Source organism: Neolewinella persica DSM 23188 (assembly GCF_000373105.1).
Lineage (GTDB): Bacteria > Bacteroidota > Bacteroidia > Chitinophagales > Saprospiraceae > Neolewinella > Neolewinella persica.
Genome location: NZ_KB890458.1, coordinates 86,006 through 105,560, shown reverse-complemented (window position 1 = coordinate 105,560; position 19,555 = coordinate 86,006). Strand labels below are relative to the sequence as shown.

The 19,555-nt window shown below is 52.2% G+C and carries 16 protein-coding genes; 11 read left to right on the top strand and 5 right to left on the bottom strand.

Annotation, left to right across the window (positions count from 1 at the left end; all coding sequences use genetic code 11):
- Positions 1 to 87: 87 nt before the first annotated feature.
- The 3 genes from B036_RS0122335 (at position 88) to B036_RS30570 (ending at position 3,442) form a co-directional block, all read left to right on the top strand.
- A complete protein-coding gene (locus B036_RS0122335) occupies positions 88 to 765 on the top strand; it encodes a hypothetical protein (RefSeq protein WP_020570970.1) in 678 nt (225 codons plus the stop codon).
- Positions 766 to 1,017: 252 nt separating this feature from the next.
- Positions 1,018 to 2,217, top strand: coding sequence for an AAA family ATPase (locus B036_RS0122330; RefSeq protein ID WP_020570969.1), 1,200 nt, complete (start codon positions 1,018 to 1,020; stop codon positions 2,215 to 2,217).
- On the top strand, positions 2,204 to 3,442 hold the full coding sequence (locus B036_RS30570; protein ID WP_020570968.1) for a vWA domain-containing protein: 1,239 nt from the start codon (positions 2,204 to 2,206) through the stop codon (positions 3,440 to 3,442). The genes B036_RS0122330 and B036_RS30570 overlap by 14 nt, the downstream gene beginning before the upstream one ends.
- 271 nt (positions 3,443 to 3,713) lie before the next feature.
- Here B036_RS30570 and B036_RS0122320 read toward each other — a convergent pair whose 3' ends face one another.
- Positions 3,714 to 4,169 (bottom strand): hypothetical protein, encoded by a 456-nt coding sequence (locus B036_RS0122320; protein WP_020570967.1) that lies wholly within the window; start codon positions 4,167 to 4,169, stop codon positions 3,714 to 3,716.
- 738 nt (positions 4,170 to 4,907) lie between these two features.
- Here B036_RS0122320 and B036_RS32510 point away from each other — a divergent pair.
- The 4 genes from B036_RS32510 to B036_RS0122295 all read left to right on the top strand — a co-directional run bounded on the left by B036_RS32510 (position 4,908) and on the right by B036_RS0122295 (position 9,567).
- Positions 4,908 to 6,023, top strand: a complete 1,116-nt coding sequence (locus tag B036_RS32510; RefSeq protein WP_020570965.1) for an energy transducer TonB — start codon at positions 4,908 to 4,910, stop codon at positions 6,021 to 6,023.
- Between the two features lie 101 nt (positions 6,024 to 6,124).
- Positions 6,125 to 6,784, top strand: coding sequence for a hypothetical protein (locus B036_RS0122305; protein ID WP_020570964.1), 660 nt, complete (start codon positions 6,125 to 6,127; stop codon positions 6,782 to 6,784).
- Between the two features lie 186 nt (positions 6,785 to 6,970).
- Positions 6,971 to 8,641 carry a hypothetical protein gene (locus B036_RS0122300; RefSeq protein WP_026232242.1) on the top strand — a complete coding sequence of 557 codons (1,671 nt, stop codon included), beginning with the start codon at positions 6,971 to 6,973 and terminating at the stop codon, positions 8,639 to 8,641.
- Between the two features lie 44 nt (positions 8,642 to 8,685).
- Complete coding sequence (locus B036_RS0122295; RefSeq protein ID WP_020570962.1) at positions 8,686 to 9,567, top strand: T9SS type A sorting domain-containing protein; 882 nt, start codon at positions 8,686 to 8,688, stop codon at positions 9,565 to 9,567.
- Positions 9,568 to 9,718: 151 nt separating this feature from the next.
- Here B036_RS0122295 and B036_RS0122290 read toward each other — a convergent pair whose 3' ends face one another.
- Together B036_RS0122290 and hemL are read right to left on the bottom strand one after the other, a co-directional pair.
- Positions 9,719 to 10,138: a hypothetical protein gene (locus tag B036_RS0122290; RefSeq protein ID WP_020570961.1), complete on the bottom strand. Its 420-nt coding sequence runs from the start codon at positions 10,136 to 10,138 to the stop codon at positions 9,719 to 9,721.
- A 306-nt stretch (positions 10,139 to 10,444) separates the two neighbouring features.
- Positions 10,445 to 11,755, bottom strand: a complete 1,311-nt coding sequence (gene hemL, locus B036_RS0122285; protein WP_020570960.1) for a glutamate-1-semialdehyde 2,1-aminomutase — start codon at positions 11,753 to 11,755, stop codon at positions 10,445 to 10,447.
- 395 nt (positions 11,756 to 12,150) lie between these two features.
- Between hemL and rseP the strand changes: the two genes are divergently transcribed.
- The 3 genes from rseP (at position 12,151) to yaaA (ending at position 15,383) form a co-directional block, all read left to right on the top strand.
- Entirely contained in the window at positions 12,151 to 13,494 is a 1,344-nt protein-coding gene (rseP, locus tag B036_RS0122280; RefSeq protein ID WP_020570959.1) for an RIP metalloprotease RseP, read from the top strand.
- Between the two features lie 482 nt (positions 13,495 to 13,976).
- Entirely contained in the window at positions 13,977 to 14,495 is a 519-nt protein-coding gene (locus tag B036_RS0122275; protein WP_020570958.1) for an iron-sulfur cluster co-chaperone HscB C-terminal domain-containing protein, read from the top strand.
- 126 nt (positions 14,496 to 14,621) lie between these two features.
- A complete protein-coding gene (gene yaaA / locus B036_RS0122270; protein ID WP_026232240.1) occupies positions 14,622 to 15,383 on the top strand; it encodes a peroxide stress protein YaaA in 762 nt (253 codons plus the stop codon).
- A gap of 58 nt (positions 15,384 to 15,441) precedes the next feature.
- On the opposite strand, the gene B036_RS0122265 is transcribed toward yaaA, so the two are convergent.
- On the bottom strand, positions 15,442 to 15,951 hold the full coding sequence (locus tag B036_RS0122265) for a CBM20 domain-containing protein (protein ID WP_020570956.1): 510 nt from the start codon (positions 15,949 to 15,951) through the stop codon (positions 15,442 to 15,444).
- 553 nt (positions 15,952 to 16,504) lie between these two features.
- Complete coding sequence (locus tag B036_RS0122260) at positions 16,505 to 18,043, bottom strand: OmpA family protein (RefSeq protein ID WP_020570955.1); 1,539 nt, start codon at positions 18,041 to 18,043, stop codon at positions 16,505 to 16,507.
- Between the two features lie 305 nt (positions 18,044 to 18,348).
- Here B036_RS0122260 and B036_RS0122255 point away from each other — a divergent pair, with 305 nt between their 5' ends.
- Complete coding sequence (locus tag B036_RS0122255) at positions 18,349 to 19,428, top strand: arginase family protein (protein WP_020570954.1); 1,080 nt, start codon at positions 18,349 to 18,351, stop codon at positions 19,426 to 19,428.
- Positions 19,429 to 19,555: the final 127 nt, after the last annotated feature.

Here is a 19,555-nt window from a genome sequence, read left to right as displayed (position 1 = left end):
CCTAGATTTGGTTGCGCTCTGGCGGTCATTTACTTTTAGCAATGGGATGAAAGTCCCACCTTTTAACAGACCCTAAACAAGCCTTTAATGAAACAACTCTTCAGGTTCCTCTTCCTCGTATTCTTAGGCATTCAAATAAATGGATGCGCTCCCGATGATGAGGAGGTCATCCTGCCACCGGCAGAACATGAAACAACTGAATTCTTCATTACTAACCTCGAGAACAGTGACACCCTACTGTATGCACATTATGATGATTGGTGCAACAGCCCTTACGTAGCGGGAAGCACCCAAATTTCGGGAGGGAGTCATGGCGAATATTTTTATGAGCGCTATTCCTGGGGCTACCTCACTACCGACTCAGGTTGGCAGGGACCTCCTGTTGCTATCTATTATTTTGGCCAATCCGGAGCCGACAAAGGATTTATAAATCTTAATAATGTGCTGGAAACCGGTGTAGGCATCTTCAATGACCCCAACGTATACTTTGTAGTTGCCTGCATCATCAACGGTGACTATTACACCTCTCACGTTCGTTCCATCAACTACATTGAGGGGGTCTTTTTCACCAAGACCGATCCTACTGCTGAAGTTATAGCAACCCCCGAGCTTTTTGGCAACTTGGGGAACGAGTGCCGAATATCCAACGCGTTTTTACTGAGAGCCGAGTTAGAATATAATGGTTATTTATATCGGGCAATTATGCCCACAGACTCCGTAAGGGTCAAGGCCGACATTACGTTCAACATTGGTGTAAGCAGGTAAGTCAATTGCCAGACTACTGGACTTTTTCAAATTGAGACCGGATGCGGACCTCCTCAATTTCGCCTTCGGCTCTATTGACGAAGACGCTGCGAGGTACTAAGTAGGGCGATTAGGACCTCGTAAGGTCTCGAACCCGAAGCGGAACGGAGGGTTTTCGAGTACTGCGAGCGTCCGGTTCGGAAAACACCCATTAGTGTAATCAATAGCTCACTAACCTCAACTAACCATCGCCTTCCCCGTTTACTAATCTTCGTGAACACATCTCAGCATCTCCCCACCGGCGCCGAAGCCCTACTCATTGCCTTGGCCACCCCTTCTCCCCAGGGCCTGACCGGAATCCCCGTTTTGCTATGGGGCAGGCCCGGCGTTGGTAAGTCCAGCTTTATCGAGGGCCTGGCCACCAAAGACCTGGCCGTAACCACTTTGATCGCTTCCATTCATGACCCCACTGATTTCAGTGGACTTCCAGTACTCGAAGACGGAAAAGTAAATTACGCTGTCCCCCGCTGGGTCGACGATTTCAAAGAAACCGAAACGGGCATCCTCTTTCTCGATGAACTAAGTACCGCACCTCCCTCCGTGCAATCTGCCCTGCTGCGCGTCGTCTTCGAACGCAAAGTTGGTTTTCACCCACTACCCTCCGGGGTTAGGATTGTGGCAGCGGCCAATCCGCCCGACCTTATGGTCGGTGGCTGGGAGCTCTCTCCCCCACTCCGTAACCGCTTCGTCCACCTTAACTGGGACATACCCGCCGACGTCTACATCAACGCCCTCAACCATGGCTGGGAGATGGGAGTACTACCCGAAATTGATCCTGCAGCCCACGCCGAGAAACTTCGGGAGTACCAGACAAAGATCACGGGTTTCTTCCGCATCAAACCCGATGCGCTGCACGCCAGCCCGGAAGAAAACAAATACGGCTTCGCAAGTCCTCGCAGCTGGGATTTTGCAGCAGCCCTGCTAGCCGCAGCGGACCTCCTCGGCTACCACCTCTCCGACGGAGGTAACAACAACGTCCTCTTCGAGCTTACTACTGGTTGCCTTGGGGAACCCGTCGCCATCATGCTGCTCGAATACCTGACTAATCTGCGCCTGCCGGACCCGGTCGAGCTCCTGTCCGGAAAAACGAGCATTGACCTGAAGGATTTTGACGATGGTGAAGTCTTCGTGCTCTTCGCCAGCCTGAACGACCAGTTGAAACATGTTTCCTCTGAGGATGAATTACTTGCTTATTCCCGGGTTTATCTCACCCTGGCCGAGGTGGCCTTCAGTAGTGGACGGCGTGACGTTGTCTTCGTCCCGCTCAAAGACCTGGCCCGGACAAAATGGATGCACGACCTGGTCAATGCCGCTCAGGCTGCAGGCCCCGATGAATTAGCCGACGTACATACCCACATCACCAGCCTGTTCAGCGATCCCGGCCTCAACGAATTCATCAGTGTCCTCAGCTAACGAACTACTTGACCATCTTCGATTCGCTCGTGCCTACGCAGCGGAGAAGCTGCCCTGGTTTGCACCTGCACTCTTTCGCTGCCGGATACTGGTGACGCCGTCCGTCGACGTTGCAGCAATAGACCTACACTACAACGTATACTGGAATCCGGAGGTAGTTGAAGACATTTGGACGCGCCGGCCAAGACCTGAAGCCCTGGCAGAACTTGGCTTTATCTGGGTTCACGAGATCAGCCATCGGCTACGACAGCACGCGGAGCGGGCTAAGGACGGCAACCTGGTGGGAGATAAAGCCGCCAGGCTTTGGAACATTGCGGCAGACTTCGAGATCAACGACGGCCAATGGGCTGGCCTCACCATGCCGCTGCATTATCCGGGGATGTTACCCGACGCCTTTGGACTGGAACGTGGCCTCTTAGCTGAAGTCTACTACGCCACCATATTTTCTGACCATCCGGACTTGCAAGCTCCACACGACGACGGCAGCGGCGTCCATAACCAATCCCGGGACTGGGAAGCGGGCAATGAACGACAGCACATCAGCTCGCTCGACGATCAGGTGTTACGCCGGGAAGTGGCACAACGTATCCGGAAGGCAGGCAACAGCAGTATCCCCGAAAGCTGGCGCTCCTGGGCCGAAGACACACTAGTCCCGCAAGTCGACTGGCGACGCAGTCTCGGCCACCGCATGAGTGTCGCCATTCGCAAAGGACTGGGTAGCCGGATCGACTACAGTTTCCAACGGCCCAGCCGGCGGCAATCGGTCTACCATCCCATTCTCACACCCTCATTAAGGGGAGATAAAACCGCCCGAATTACTGTTGTGGTCGACACTTCCGGCTCTATGGGCCCGGACCTCCTGCAACGCGCGCTGGCCGAGGTCGCCGGTGTATTACGCGTCTTTCAATACCCCGTAACGATCATTCCTTGTGACAACAAGGTCTACGAGCCCGTTACCCTGGTGGCTGCTGCCGAAGCCTTTAAGGTTCATCAGCTGGCTGGCGGCGGTGGCACCAATATGGTTGCAGGGATCGAAGCCGCGCTGGAGCAAGTTCCCCGACCAGACTCTATTCTGGTGCTGACTGACGGCTTCACCCCGTACCCGCCACACCGGTACGACCTGCCGGTCATCTTTGGTATTTTTGATCTGGACAATGGTGCGCGCCGTAAGCCACCTAATCCACCTTGGGGGGTGGACACCGTGGTGGTTATTAGTGGGATTTAGGAGAATAGGTCAATAAGCGTTACTTCTTATTTTATCATAATTGCGCTTTATGGGAATATACATGACCCACTTTACGGTCGATTTTCCATAAAGATCACAGAATGTACGTTGGGAAAAAGCAACGCCATGTGTATAGCGGTGTACGCTTAAAAAAGCAAAGCCGACTCCGAAAACGGTCACCTTGTGCGCGAAGGCACCTGATGACCGCTTTCAGCATCGGCGATACTAAAATCCGATAGTCCTGATGGACAAAACGGCTACCCGAAAGTAATTAGGAGAAGGTGCCCCAGCCGCCACCCGGCGTACCAAGTTGTGCTCCGGCTCCGGCAAATTCTCCGTGACCGATATACTGGTTGTCCTTATACCAGGTTACCTGAAAGCCAGCGACTCCGACTCCGATGGCGGCAGCTTCGAAAGAAATGCCACTCGCGCCTTTCAACGTATGTGGATCTACGTTGAAGGAAGCCTGGCCGGCCATAGAGCCCGTAGCACCAAGCCCCGCTACAATACCTTTACCATTGAAGGTAAGATTTAATCCATCGGAAAAAGTGAGGTTACAGTCGCACTGAAGGTACAGGAATACGAAGGCACAAGATCCCGATGCCACGGTAGTTGTGTAGGCCTGCGCATCCAACTTCAGGTTGGCGTGGAGTTTCGACATCTCGACGAGGTGACGCTGCTTGGCTTGGTGGGTAGCTTCAGCCTGGAAAGTGGTTTGATTTTCCATAATAACAATGATTTAAATAAAGAGGTGAAAAAAATGGCACCGGAAAAGATTTAACCGAAAGTGATTCGCTCCTCCCCGTTGCCTTGATACACCAAAATTAGTACGGCAGACAAGGGAGCGCAAGCGTAAAAACGCGCATTATTAATAATGGGTATAACTACTTAATTGGGTGATTAAGACTACTTATTAAATTACAAATCAATTATATTAATAGTCCACAATTCATCTGAAACCATCAGAATGATGGCTTTTATAGCTGCTGCTCTAAATACCGAAAACGTATTGCTTTTCAAGCTTGTCTGGGACGTGACCAGGATCAAATCCCGATCCTTCAATAGCAGAACGTAGTCGCGAAATACCCTCTTAATCAGCTTTGGATAAGTTTCTGGAAATTCAGCAATGGTTTTATGTTTCGGCTGCGAATTTCTGGTCAACCACATCGTTTCCATATTGACGCGGCATTCCTGCTCCAGTCGGCACGAGGTTCCTAGCAAGCTGCAAGGGCGTTTAGGGCAACCCGGTCTCTGACCAGGAGCGAAGCGGAGAGCATGACCGAAGGGAATAACTAAGCGGGGCTGCAAAGACGGGGACGGACGAACAGGAACTGTACAAGAGGCTGTTTGTAAAGGTCGAGGTAGCACATCTTTCCAAAATCTCGCCCCCAGTACCCTATATTTGCCCTCCATTCACACGAGAGCGCCAAAACCAACTATCTACTACTCCCCTACGCTTACGCAAATGAAAACGTTACTTACGCTCCTCTGTTCCCTGCCATTCTTTCTGTTGGCTCAGGACGCCCCTGCCCCCGTTGCTCCCGACTCCGTGACGGTAGATACGACCATTTACGATATTGCCGATGAGGCGCCACGGTTCCCCTCTCCCTGCGAGCGGTTGGATACCACCGCTGCCGCCAAATCTGAATGTTCTCAGATTGCCCTCTTAAGTTACATTAATGGCCGTGCCCTATACCCTGCGGAGGCTCGCGAAAACAACGTCAGTGGCATGGTAGTAATTGGTTTCGTGGTGGAGGCCAATGGCTATATATCCAAGGCTCAAATTTTGCGTGATCCTGGAGCGCAATTGGGCCTTTCGGCCCTGCGGGCCGTCGCCGGGATGGCCAACGAAGTCCGCTTCCGACCAGCGGTGCGCGACGGCGAGTTCGTCCGCTTTAAATATATCTTGCCCATCCGTTTCCGGCTGGAGGAGCGCAAGCCTTACGTGCTTTCCGGGCGGGACACCATTTATACCGAATTAACCAAAGCCCTTACGTTCACCGGCAACGAAGGCGACCTCGGTGGATATTTCAACAGTAAGATCAACTATCCAGCCAGTGGGGAAGACAGCTGCAGTACCGGCCAGCTGGACGTACAACTTATCGTGCACCCCAACGGGCAGGTTGACGTACAGGACATTATCGACTATAATGACCTGGGCTCCGATTTCACTTTCGAAGCCGTAAACGTAGCCACCAGCTCCTACGGACTTTGGTCTCCGGGTGAATATGAGGGCCGCCCGGTAAGCTCAGCTTACGACGTGAGCTTCACCTTCGCACCCGAATCAGCAGCATGTAAAGTTGTTCTCGACCAATATAACGATGCAGTTGCCATGATCTCCGAAGGTCAGCAGCTTTCCCAGGATAGCATCACCCTTGAGGCCGGCCTGGCCAAGATGGACCAAGCTGTTGATATGTTCCCGCGCGACGGTCGTTTCCGCATCATACGAGGCCAGATCAGGATGGACCACAACCGCCTCGCTGGTGCCTGCGAAGATCTAACGCTGGCAAAGGAAATTGCCCTGATCGACTGGTATGACTCAGTCTTGCCACTGCTTTGCCGCAAGATGGAGGAAGAATAGTCAAGGAGTCAGATAGTCAAAGAGTACTGGACTGACTCCTTGACTATCTGACTCCCTGACTCCCTGCCCCCCTGACTAATTGACTCCCTGATTCTTATACTATGCGCTACTTCTCACTGCTCGTCTTCGCCCTTTTACTCAGTTGCTCCGGCAACGAGGCCCCCATTACCGCCACTACGACGGAACCCGCCCCTGCCGCCGTTCCCCTCGACCGGCAGGAAAGTGGAGACGAAAGGATCGACGCCATCCGCAACGAATACGGCCGGATTGAAGACCAGTACGAAAAAGGGATGTTGCAGCAACGCAATGTTGATTATCACTGTGGTGAACTCGACGGCAGCATTCAACTGCACACTGAAAACGGAAAGATCGTACTCGCGCTCAACCAGTACAAAGACGGTACACAGCAGACGACAACCGACCGTTGGTACTTTCAGGACGGGCAACTCATTTTCCAGCTATCCGAAACCAATACCTGGCAGCTGGATGGTCCTATGATGCAAGACAGTAACGGCAATATGATTCCCGGCGTCAAAAATACAACGGCGCAGTACCGTCATTATGTGAAAGACGGCACTGTCTTCAAATTTTTGAAGAAGAAATACGACCATTACACGCATAAGGTGGACAACGTAAATCCGGACACTGTGCCCATGGAAGAGATGACCACCAATGGTGCGTTGCCCTTCCGTTTCGGGCTGGCAAAACAGGCCATGGAGAATGGTGCGGTGGACTGTAACTTTTTCACTTCCGTGGAGTGATTAGTCAAGCAGTCAGAACGTCAGTGTTTCAAATAGTGGGCGAGACTCCCTGACTATTTGACTCCCTGACTAATGAGGCGCGGTCGCAGGTGCAATGGAACGGACAATGGAGCAATTATAAAATAAGTCCTTTTGGACCGACAGTGCTGAACTCGTATATTGATTAGGTATTCACCTAAACAACTTATGAGACACCTGATCCTTACCTGCCTTTTTTGCGTCTCCTCCTTGCAGCTTTTTGCTCAGGAGGGATTTGATTATCAATTCTTTCACCTGGGCGTTCAGTACCTGTTTGAAGACCTGACCGCAGACGGGGACTATGAATCGCCGATGCTGGGGATGCAACTGAAGGTAGATGATGACCACCCTGACGAGAACGGCCCGTTAGCCGCATATAGGTCCCTTGACGAGGTTGTTGAGCATTCACGCGCCAGCTTCAAGTTGGTGCCTTCTTTTGCCGGTGAAGAAGTACAGCAAACTGACGGGACTACCACCATGAATATGGGAGCAGACCGGGAAAATGTCATTATCCGAAATAATGCTACACCCGGAGAAAGCTGGATGGCTACAAGTCTGGTTCTTGCCAGGGTTGATTCCGTTCGGGAGGAGGTATTTGGTACGTTTACGGACAGCGTCAAATACATCAGTTTCGCGCTTTTAGCGGACGGTAGCAGCGTTGCCGCTTCTATTCGGATCAGCAAAAACCATGGCCTGTTAACATCCGTATTCTTCCATGAGCTGATTAAGCCGCAAACGGCAATGCCCCGATGGCTGGCAATTACTCCGGAGGAGGAACAGCAGCTCCCCGTTTTAGATAACGTGCTGGAAATTCCGGAGGGTACCATCCTTGATGTTGAACGCGTTCAGGAAGCTTATATCGATGGGGCCGGAGACTACATTTATATCGCAAAGCAACACAAGATCAGGGTTGGAGATTTCCAACGAGACTCCGTCACTGGTTCCTGGGAACAGGGTTTCACCTACGATGAGTTCCGTTTCACCGTGAAGAACTTAGAACGGGAAGCAGCCTATGACCTCAGTTTCACCGAGAACCTATCCGGAAGATATCGGCTGACCGAAGAAAGACACAATTGGTTAAACGCCCAACCCGGCGCTGCCGTAGTCGCTGAGGCTCCCGGAAGCAACGGAGAAACTTCGCTGGTATTGGTCTACCTAAAAGACTTCAGTTGCTTCGGGTTGGGTAAAAGACGTTCTCCTTATCTCTTTCAAACAGCAGAAGGCGTCTGGGAAGTAAATGGCTTAAGGGAAGAAGTCAAGTCAGGCTATTATTTCCAGCAGTTGGGTGGTCCTTATTTCACGGTGGGTGCTCAGTCCCAAAACCTCAATGACCTGGAGGCTACCCTTGCTCCCGACGGAGCTTTGTGCGGCGAGCCCTTTGACTTCAGCTTTTTTGATAACGTGGTGCTTGGGCAGGCCTTTGACTGGCAACTCTTTCGCCCCGGCGTTCAGTACCTGTACGAAAAGCCCGGCTTTGACGAGCCGGAATACCTTGGCATGAAGCTCTCTGGTAATGGGGAAGAAGCCGTTTACGAATCCTTACGTGGGGAAGATATTAACTGTCGTGAACGGGTGCCTTCCTTTGCCGGCATACGCATCCGGCAGGAACCGGAACTGACCACCTTGCTCTTTTATGCTGATTCCCTGCACCTGCGCACCGCCGCCCAAACTGGCGAAAGCTGGATGGCAAATGACACTACTCTTGCCACTATTGACTCCGTATTGATGGAGACTTTCTTCGGGATGGCCGACAGCGTGAAGCACATCAGTTTCAAGCACGCAGTAACTGGTGCAACCATTGGCTCAACGATCAGCCTAAGCAAAACTATGGTCTACTGACTGCTACCTATTTTTACGATCTGGCGAGTAGTAAATCCTTGCCTTTGGCAGGACTCAGCAACCCGGAGGCAGGATTACAAGCCCCCTCTTTTAAATCGCTGACCAATTTTGCGCCCGGCGACGAATACCACACCCGGACCATCAACACCATTGAAGATATGGACCGGGTCTATTACCAAACGGTAGAAACCCAGGCAACGGTACTTGACGTCCACCGACTTGGTGACAGTCTGGTCATTGTCAGCATCATGAAAAACGAGCTGACTTACAACGGGACATCCCCCTCCCTAAATTTGTCTGATTCCATCTATCGGGAGAATCGTCGGGAGACCATTGTCTATGACCTTCGCGAGCAACCTTGGTTGGGAGGCCAGGCCAGCCAGCTTTTCCCGGGCCAGTTCGGCGACCAAAACATACTTCAAGTCATTCCCGGCGGGTGCCTCGGAACGTACTTTTTACTTGACCTCCACTGGGGGCCTCAAGATGACGAGTGTTACAATTGGATGAGTGGATTGATAGGTCACAGTGGAACCTACCTCAACCAAGTAGCAGGTCCGTTTGATCAGTCCGTGGAAGGCTCACACGTCATCAACCGCTTGCTTTACTTCAACAATGCTACTTGTAGTGACGGTACCCCCTTAAATTTCAACGGCCTGGTTGACGGCGTCAACAACTTCCCCCACGATGATCGCATCCGCCTCTACCCCAACCCCAGTGATGGCCGGATCAACCTGGATATTCCGGTTGATTTAGGTCCGGTTTCCCTTACAGTATTCTCCATTACCGGCCAGCGTGTGCTAACCTTCGGTGCCCTAAGCGGTAACCGGGCCGTATCGCTTAGCCCCTTACCCGCCGGCATGTACACGGTTGTTTTCCACAATACTGCGGGGGCTGTGGGTCGTCGGCGCGTGGTACTGAGTCTTTGAGTTGTTGAGTCACTGAGTGGCTACCGAAGGTACCGTTCGCGACGCTGCGCTTGCTCACCTTGGGCGAACGAGCGCAGCGAAGAGTGGTAACAGCGGCAGCCACTCAGTGGCTCTCTGAGGCTGTGACTCAGTGACTCGCTGGCTGCGGTACCTACATCCGCTTAGCCGTAGTGCTATATTCACCCATAGATGTGCCAACCAGTATAGCATCCGTCGGCTTTCCCTTCAGATTAACGTCGACGTCAACGTCATAATCAGCAAAGTAAAAGCTGGTGGTTATGCCACTCTCAGTGGTTTTTATGTTCTGCAGCGGCAGGCTCTTGCCATCGGCGGTAACGAAGGTACCTTTTAGGCCATTGTCCTCCTCTTCCAGGATCATTTTACCTGTCGTAGTACCGAGTGGGGTGTCTTCCACGGTGACGGACCAGGTCCCGGCAAAGCTGGGGGCTTTTTCTGCCATTTCTTTCTTGGGGGCCATCTCCGACTTGGCGGCAGTGGCTTTAGCGGCGGTATTACAGGAGGCCAGGGTCAGTACCAGGGCTAGTGGAAGAAGGTAAAGGAGGTTACGCATGGTTGGTTTTTATTGGTAAGATAAAGCGATTTTATTTGCAGTGCTCATCTCTCTTTTCTTCGGTCGCTGTAATCGTTACAAAAAACCGTCTTCCAAGACTCTACATAGAGGGGAGTTATTGAACGAAGCTGAAGTAAGGATACGCTCGGCCCGCGGCATTGGCGAAGTATGTTTTGAATCGCAGATTATAACGGATTACGCTGATTGACACAGAATTAATAGCCAGGGAAATCTGTGTTCATCTGAGTAATCTGCCTAAATCTGCGATTCGAAAATCGTTCCCTTGCCAAATTAGCTGCAGTGGGCCTACCCCCCAAAAGCCACATCCATAGCCGCGCAAATTTTAGTGACGCCTTCTTCCAGGTCCTTTACCGAGTGTGCGCCGGAGACGAAGCCAACCTCGTAGCCACTTGGTCCGAGGTAAACACCAGTTTGCAACAGCTCGTGGTGAATGACCTTGAAATAAGCCATGTTAGCTGCGTCGATTTGGTCGGAGCGGGTAATGCGTTCGTTACCAAAGGCCAGCCAGAAAATAGAACCAATGTGCGGTACGTGCAGGGGGTAGCCTTTTTCCTGAGCATAGGCTTCGATGGCGGTGGCCATACCGTGTGTTTTTTGGGCCTGCAATTCATAGAAACCCGGGGTAAGGCACAGCTCCAGTGCTGCGAGGCCGGCAGCCATGGCAACGGGGTTAGCGCTCAGCGTCCCTGCCTGGTACACCGGGCCGACGGGTGCGATATGGTCCATGATCTCCGCACTTGCGGCGTACGCACCCACCGGAAAGCCGCCGCCGATCACCTTACCGAAGGTGATGATGTCGGGTTGTACGTCGTAGTAGCCAGCTGCGCCGGTAAAGCCAACACGGAAGCCGGAGATGACCTCGTCGAAGATGAGTAATACATTGTGCTTCCAGGCTTTGATCCGCAGGCACTTTAGCCAACTGGGATCCTGGATTAACAGTCCGTTGTTTGCAGGTATCGGTTCCACGATGATACAGGCGATGTCGTCTGCGTGCTTGCTGAGCGTTTCTTCCAGCAGGTCGCGGTCGTTGAGGGGCAAGACCAGGGTATCGGCCGCTACGGACTCGGGTACGCCGGCAGACGAGCTGGTTCCGAAAGTAGCCAGCCCAGACCCCGCCTTCACCAGCAAGCTATCGACGTGGCCGTGGTAACAACCATCAAACTTGAGAATCTTGTTTTTACCAGTGACGCCGCGCGCCAGCCTTAATGCGGACATGACCGCCTCCGTACCGGAACTGACGAAGCGAATGCGCTCAACGTAAGGATGGTTGTCCAGAATAAGCTTACCCAGCTGGTTACCCAGTCGGTTCGGCGTACCGAAGCTGGTTCCTTTGCGCACCGTCTCCATCACTTTTGCCTCAATATAATCGTTGGCGTGGCCGTGAATGAGGGGCCCCCAGGAACAGCAAAAATCGAGAAATTCATTATCGTCTTCATCCGTCATTCGACTGCCCTTCCCTTCTTTGATGAACAGCGGCGGCCCGCTTACGCTGCGAAATGCCCGTACAGGGCTATTGACGCCGCCAGGGAAATAGCCCTTGGCTTCATCAAATAGGTCAGCGGATTTTTGTCGGGGGATTCGTTGTTCGAAGCTCATGAGGCAGTATTCTTTTTTACAGGCTGCAAGGTACGTTGTCCGGTTCCGACTTACGTCAGGAGAAGGTTATATCCACCCGGTATACTTCTGGACATTTTGCTCAAGGCTTCTGTTTTTCGCATTTCCCCGTGGGCGAACAGGCATAGCACTGAAAGTAATAGCAGCGTCAGTTATTCACTCATTCCCTAATCCATTCCTTCTCTTTTGGGCGCGGACGCAGGTGCAGGGAGGGGTAAAAAAGAGCCGTCTACCTTAGCCAAAATTGTGCCGTGCTACCGAACCAAAAGGCTTCACGTCTTCTTTTAGACTAAATAATCCCGCTGCGCAACCTTAAATTTGCGTTTTCGTTAGTTATAGGAACGGAGCTCATTCGTGTTCCGCCCCCAAAGAAGCCTATGGATCTCTTAATTACCATCGGGCAGCTGGTCCTCAGCCTGTCCATCCTCATCGTTCTGCACGAATTCGGTCATTTTTTGCCGGCCCGTTTTTTCGGTACCCGTGTAGAAAAGTTCTACCTGTTCTTCGACCCTTACTTCAGTCTGTTCAAGAAGCAGATTGGTGAAACGGAATACGGCATCGGCTGGCTACCGCTGGGTGGCTACGTTAAGATTAGCGGAATGATCGATGAAAGCTTCGATACGGACCAGATGGAAGCTGAACCGCAACCATGGGAGTTCCGGAGTAAGCCGGCATGGCAACGCCTCATCATCATGCTGGGCGGTGTTACCGTCAATTTTATCCTCGGTTTCCTGATCTACTCCATGGTTTTGTTTGGCTATGGAGAAGAGTACCTGCCAGCGGAAAACGCTGTGGCCGGTATCGCCGTCGACAGTCTAGGCCAGGAAATGGGCCTGATGACCGGAGACAAGCTGTTGATGATCGGCAATGAAAAGTTCGAACGCTTCAATGACCGGGCCGTACTGCGGGCTGTGGCCATCAATAACGTCCGGGAGCTGACCGTTAATCGCGATGGCGGGGAGCAAAAGATCAGCATTGACAATAAGTGGGCCGACATTCTGACCCGGCACGAAAACAAGCGGGAAAGACTGTTTCTACCACGGGTTCCATTTATGATAGCCAAGCTAGGCAAAGGCGGACCCGCCGCCGAAGCCGGACTGGAAGTAGAAGATAAGATCGTCAGTGTAGATGGTCGTCCCATCGCCTACTTCGATGAGTTCTCCACCTACATCAAAGGAAAAAAGGATACGGAGATAACCCTGGGTATAAAATCTAAAGGCAGCGAAACGGTTAAAAACGTTACCCTCATCACCAACGAGAATGCTCAGATCGGCGTTAACCCCGCCGGCCCTACCGTGTTTTATGATACCGAACGCATCGAATATGGTTTCATCGAATCCTTTCCCGCCGGTTATAACCAGGGGGTACGGTTCCTCGGCGATCAGTTCAAGGCATTTGGCGAAATGTTCAAAGGCAACATTAAGGTGACCGAGAGTCTCGGCGGCTTCGCCAGCATCGGTTCCATGTTCGGTAAAACCTGGGAGTGGGAACGGTTCTGGTACATGACGGCTTCTCTGTCGCTTATCCTCGCCTTTATGAACCTTCTCCCCATCCCCGCACTCGACGGCGGCCACGTGATGTTCCTACTTTACGAAGTCGTTTCTGGCCGTAAGCCCAGCGACAAGTTCATGGAGTACGCCACCATGGTCGGCTTCGTCATTGTTCTTGGCCTCGTAGTACTGGCCAACGGGCTTGATATCTGGCGGGGACTCTTCGGCTAGCGCCGAAGGTCGCTTCTCTCCCGTTGCAGAAGCTCACTTCGTTCGCGTTGCAGAAGCTCACTTCGTTCGCGTTGCAGAAGCTCACTTCGTTCGCGTTGCAGAAGCTCACTTCGTTCGCGTTGCAAGGGTTGCAATTGTTGCAGCCTGCAACAAGAGCGAAGCGACCCTGCAACCCCTGCAACAGGAGCGTAAGCGACCCTGCAACCCCTGCAACAAGAGCGTAAGCGACCCTGCACCCCCTGCAACAAGAGCGAAGCGACCCTGCAACCAATGCAACAGGAGCGAAGCGACCCTGCAACCAATGCAACAGTAGCGAAGCGACCCTGCACCCCCTGCAACAAGAGCGAAGCGACCCTGCAACCAATGCAACAGGAGCGAAGCGACCCTGCAACCCCTGCAACCGGAGCGAAGCGACCCTGCAACCCCTGCAACCGGAGCGAAGCGACCCTGCAACCCCTGCAACCCCTGCAACCAATGCAACCATGATCAACTACTTCAACTTTTTCAACCTCCCCCCATCCCCCACCGTAGACAAGGCAGCACTAAAGAAGACCTTCTACGCCAACAGTAAAAAGTTCCATCCCGACTTCCATACCCTGGCAGATGACGCCACCCGTGATGATGCCCTTGAGCAAAGCACCATAAACAACCAGGGGTATAAGATACTGAGTGACGAAGATCGCACCCTGAAACATCTTTTGGACATCAAGGGAGTCCTGGGGGAAGAAGGCAGCAACAAGATGCCGCAGTCTTTTCTCATGGAAATTATGGAGGTTAACGAAGCATTGATGGAACTGGAGTTCGACGACGACCCAGGCGCACGTGCCAGGATTGACAGTATGGTCAACGAACTGGAAGCTGGTTTCCGGGCTGAAGTCGGCGATCTGCTCGAAAATTATGACGACGCGACGACGAATGAAGGTGAACTTCAACGCCTCAAAGATTATTACCTCAAAAAAAGATACCTGCTGCGGTTGAAAAACCGGAACCCTGAGGTCTAAGATTCAGAGTTCAAGACTCAGTTTTTTAGGATTCAGGATTCAGTACTTAGGATTCAGAGTTCAGTAATCAGGGTTCAATGATCAGTGATCACACCGCCCAAAAGACCAAAAGACCAAAATACCAAAATGCTAATTCTTCTTTCCCCCGCCAAGACCCTCGACATGACCCCCGTAGCAACAGAAGCTACGCAACCCCGTTTACTGGAGGATACCAAGAAGTTGGCCGACGCACTAAAGAAAAAGTCGCGGACCAAGCTTCAGGACATGATGCATATCAGTGAAAACTTAGCAGACCTCAACTACCAGCGTTATCAGGATTTCCACCTGCCCTTTACCAACGACAACGCTAAGCCCTCCGTGCTCGCCTTCCGGGGAGACGTGTACCAGGACCTTGAAGCGGATACCTTCTCGGATAAAGAGATGGCTTTTGCCAATAAGCAAATCCGAATACTCTCCGGCCTCTATGGCGTTCTGCGCCCTAATGATCTGATGCAGGCCTACCGCCTCGAAATGGGTACCCGGCTGAAGAACCGGCGCGGGGCAAATCTTTATGATTTTTGGGGAGATCGCATTACGAACTTGCTGAATGCTGACCTAAAGGAACAAGGAGAACAGTTGGTCCTGAATCTGGCTAGCCAGGAATACTTCAAAAGCGTAAACACCAAAAAACTGGAGGCTCGCCTCCTGACCGCGCACTTCAAAGAAGCGCACAACGGGAAATACCGCGTCGTGGCCTTCAACGCTAAACGTGCCCGGGGGCGAATGGCAAAATTAATCACGCTGGAAGGTATTACTACTGCAGAGCCGCTGAAAGATCTGGTGGTCAATGACTACGTTTTCAACGAATCACTCAGCACGGAGAACGACTGGGTTTGGGCGAGAGATTAGTCGGTAGTTCATAGTTCATTAGTTCCTAGTATGTCTGACTAATGAACTACGAACTAACCTACGCACTCTTCTTCTTCATTTTCAGCCTCACCGAGCCGGGGATACATGGCCCGAAGTCGGAGTTCCCCCACCAGGGTCCGTGCAGGCTTATTCCGTCGTTGGTGTAGGTTACCCTTAGTTCGTACTTTTTAATACACCAGGATAAATCGGCTGGTTTTTTAGCGCGAAGAATTTCGGTTTCCGTCAGTTTCCAGGAGCCATTTTGCAGTTGATATCCACTTAGCCTCATTTCAGCCCAGATGTCCCCAAACCGGACATAAGCGGTCCCCTTCATGAAAATACCGTTTTGATGCAGCTGCATGCTGAATTCAAACTTATCGGCAATGCCTCCCTCATTTTGCAGAAGTTCACCGACCCAGAGGCCATTGAGGTCCGTCTCCAGGGGTTTTACGGGGGGCTGCAGGCGCGAACGCAGGTCCGTAGCGGGAGTCGTTGAGGGCAAAGTCTCCTGCCCGAAAGCAGCGGCTGCGCCGCTGGCAAAGATTAAAATCAAAAGGATTAAACGCATAAAACGAAGGTAGTGGGAAAAAATAATCTTTTTTTCTTCCCTCGGGCAACGCATCCAAAACCCAGGGTATCTTATGGGTGAATACCGAGTTGATTTTTAGAGCGAATACTTGAAACGCCCGACCTCCTTAATTGAGGGTCGGGCGTTTTTTTGTTGTTCCAAATTGATTTTTCAAAAAAGACCGGTGTGTTCAATGAGGGGTAGGTATTATGGAGAGCAACTCGGTTGAAGACGAGGCTACACGTGTAGCTTTTGCACCTGCCCCGATAGTTATCGGGGCGCTCTGATTAGCCTGGCAATATTTCGTATAAGGCATCACTGGGAATCCAGTTGAAGGGGGTACAGGGTCGCTATGCTCTGGTTGCAGGATGCATTGCCTGCCGAGCCTAGCTAGCTGCCTGGTGCGGTAGCTGCAACCTGCATCGCGCCGCAGGCGCACTGCAAAGCGAGCGAAGCGAACATAAAAGCCCCTCATCGAAAAGCGACGAGGGGCTAAATCTACCCGTCATACCGAAGCAGACGGGGTTCATGGGATTAAAAGCTGTAAAGATCTTTAGAAACCTCCACGACCGGAGTTTCCACCGGCTGGAGCTTCATCTTCAGACGCACCGGCTTCGGCGGTCAGGAACTCAACACGGCGGTTGATGTAGGACTTATCAAGAGGTACAATAGCGTTTTCCTCACCACGGAATTGCAGGACAAGGCTGCTGCGGTTGATGCCGTGCTGATTCACGAGGTGATCGACAACGGCTTTAGCACGACGGTAAGAAAGCACCTCGTTGTTAGCAGCATTACCAGTACGATCCGTGTAACCACGAATAACCATCCGCATGCCGGTGTTACCCTGCAGTACGCGGGCGACGCTGGACAGGATGCCGTAGTCGCTGTACTTAACGGTAGACTGGCCGAGTGGGAAGTAAATCATCGGGAGGTAAACCTCTCCGCGATCAGTACGTACGGTAGTAGTTCCGGGCTGATTAGTAGAATTCTTCAGGCTGGCAATCGAAGCATCGATCATCTCCTGTACGCGGTCCTCCGTAATCGGCTTGTCATTGCGGTTCATAACCACGCCATTTGCGTCCACTTGTTCACCGGCGCGGGGAGGGAAGAACGGTTCGAGGTCTTTGTAATCGGCCACGCCGTCTTTGTCGCTGTCGAGTACGCGTCCTTTGGTATCGACGGGTACACCAGCGGGGGTGTTGGCTTCCTGGTCGATGGCATCCACCACACCATCACCATCAGAGTCCGTTGTTGCCGCGTCGATCTTGCCACTTACGCGGTTTAATTCGTCACGGACGGGAGAGAAAGCGTTGGTCCAGTAGAGAGGTTCGCTTTTCTTAGAGGCATTGCCCAGGTTAAAGTTGAGGCTGAGGGAGCCTACGTTCTGGATGTCCCGGAAGTTACCTCCAACGGTATAACCGTCAAGGCGGTCAGCGCGCTTACCAAAGGGGATGAAAGATTGGAATTCAGCACCGATATTAACTTTGGGGCTGAGGCGGAAAGTAACACCACCACCCGCAACGGCGTGAACGGTCAAGTCCTGCTCAAAGATGGTGTTTCGACCGTCCTGCCACGGAATAGCGTTACCCTGACGCTCAACTTCCACCAGGTTACCGCCGGCACCGGCCATAACGTAGAAATTGGTGGAGCGGGTGTCTCCGTTGAAGCGGAAATTGTTCAGGGTCATTACGGCCAAACCTGAACCGCTGATCCAGGTGTTCTCGAATTGGCGGGTCATGGACTCGTTGATTCCTTTGTTGACACCATAAATGCCATCGACGCGAATTGAGAACAAGTGGTCAAGAGACTTACGGAAATGCAGACCTATACCATAGCCGGCTTCGGATGGTACGTCTCCAGCAACAAACATGTAAGATGGGCGAATACCGATCTCAAGCATCGTGCCTGATTTCTCACCAGACATTTTGGACTTCTTGTCCATCTTTTCATCACCATTGAGATCATCAATGGTCATGTCAGTGGTTTCTACGGTTTCGGCATCATTGGTGGCAGGAACGGGAGTTCCCTGGGCCAATACTCCTGCGCTTAAGGAAAGCAGCAGGCTAAAGAGGGAAAGTTGCAATACTTTCATAGGATCGGTAGTAAGGATTAGTTTCTTAAATGGGATTAATAGTCGGCTGTCCGGTAAAATGCAAAGATTAAAAAGGATCTGTTTTTACCGGGAACGGTACAATTCCGAGAAGGAACGGCACCATTCTAGGGCAAAACGTGCATTTTTCACAGTTCAAAGGTAGTAGTTGTTTTCGAAACGGTAGTACTTTTTAGGGAAACGGATATAATTTTTTTTCGTATTAGTAAAAAATTACATTCGTTTTTCCAGTCTACTTTGTTGGTTTCACAAGGCTTTAAGTACCTTCGGCGCATTCGATATTGCCTATGTACAATCCCTGGTTAATTGCCCCCGCTAAACCGTCCGCCGATCTGGCGGCACATACTCTCGGCAAACATCTGCGCCAACGTTCCAGAAAGGTCGCCGTTGCGATCATTGGTATAGACGCAGAGATTGCCGAAAAGACACGTACCCATCTCTACGCCACCAGCTGGGACTTCGGAAAGTTGGCGGTACGTGACCTGGGCAACCTGCGCAAGACAACGCCGGATTTCATCATTCCGCTGCTTCGGGAGCTTCACTCTGCCAACATCACCCCAATTCTGATTGGGGGAAGCGATCGGGCCTTCGAAGCCCAGTATCTTGCTTTCGCGGAATTGAACCGGCAGGTGAGCCTGTTACAAGTAGACCGAACGATCAGCCTTTCACCCCAGGGAGCTGCGGATGGCGTGCTGGATAATGCCGTTCATGAAAAAGGTCGCCGCCGTTTTCACCTCACTCACCTTGGAGCCCAGCAGCACCTGATCGATCCCGCCATACTGGAGCTGTGTGAAGGCCAGGCCTACGAAGCCGTTAGCCTGGGGCCAGCCAGAGGCGACTTATCGGCGATGGAACCGCTGCTACGAGACGCCGACCTGATTGGTCTCAACATCCGTGCCATCGGCCATAATGAAGCACCCGCCAGGAGTGGTTTTCACCCCAGCGGCTTTTCTCTACAGGAGGCAACCCAGCTTGCCTATTATGCCGGCAATAGCGATAAGTTGTCCTCTTTCGGGCTCTACGGCCTCGACTTGTCCGCCGGCACACCAACGGACGTCGAATTGACCTCCGCAGCTTACGCTCAGCTTGCCTGGTACTTCCTTCATGGCTTTAGCCGCAGGCAAGGGGACTTTCCCGTCAGCAGTAAAGGCATGCTGGAATACGTCGTCGACCTGGAAGGGTTCAACCGGCTTACCTTTTGGCGCTCCCCCCGGAGCAACCGCTGGTGGGTACAGGTACCAGCCCAGGGCCGCAAAGGTGAAGAGCGCCACCGGTTAGTACCGTGTACCTATCAGGATTACCTTACGGCTAGTGGGAAACAAACCTTACCAGACCGGTTGGTGGCGGCGTTCCGACGGTTTGCTTAACCTGGCCTGCGGATGTGCGTCGCTGTACTCCTGTTTCAAGGGTCAAGGGTTGCATGGTCGCTTCACTCCCGTTGCAGGATTTGCATAAACCATTCTTGCTGAATACCATAGTTCCGCTCATAAAGCC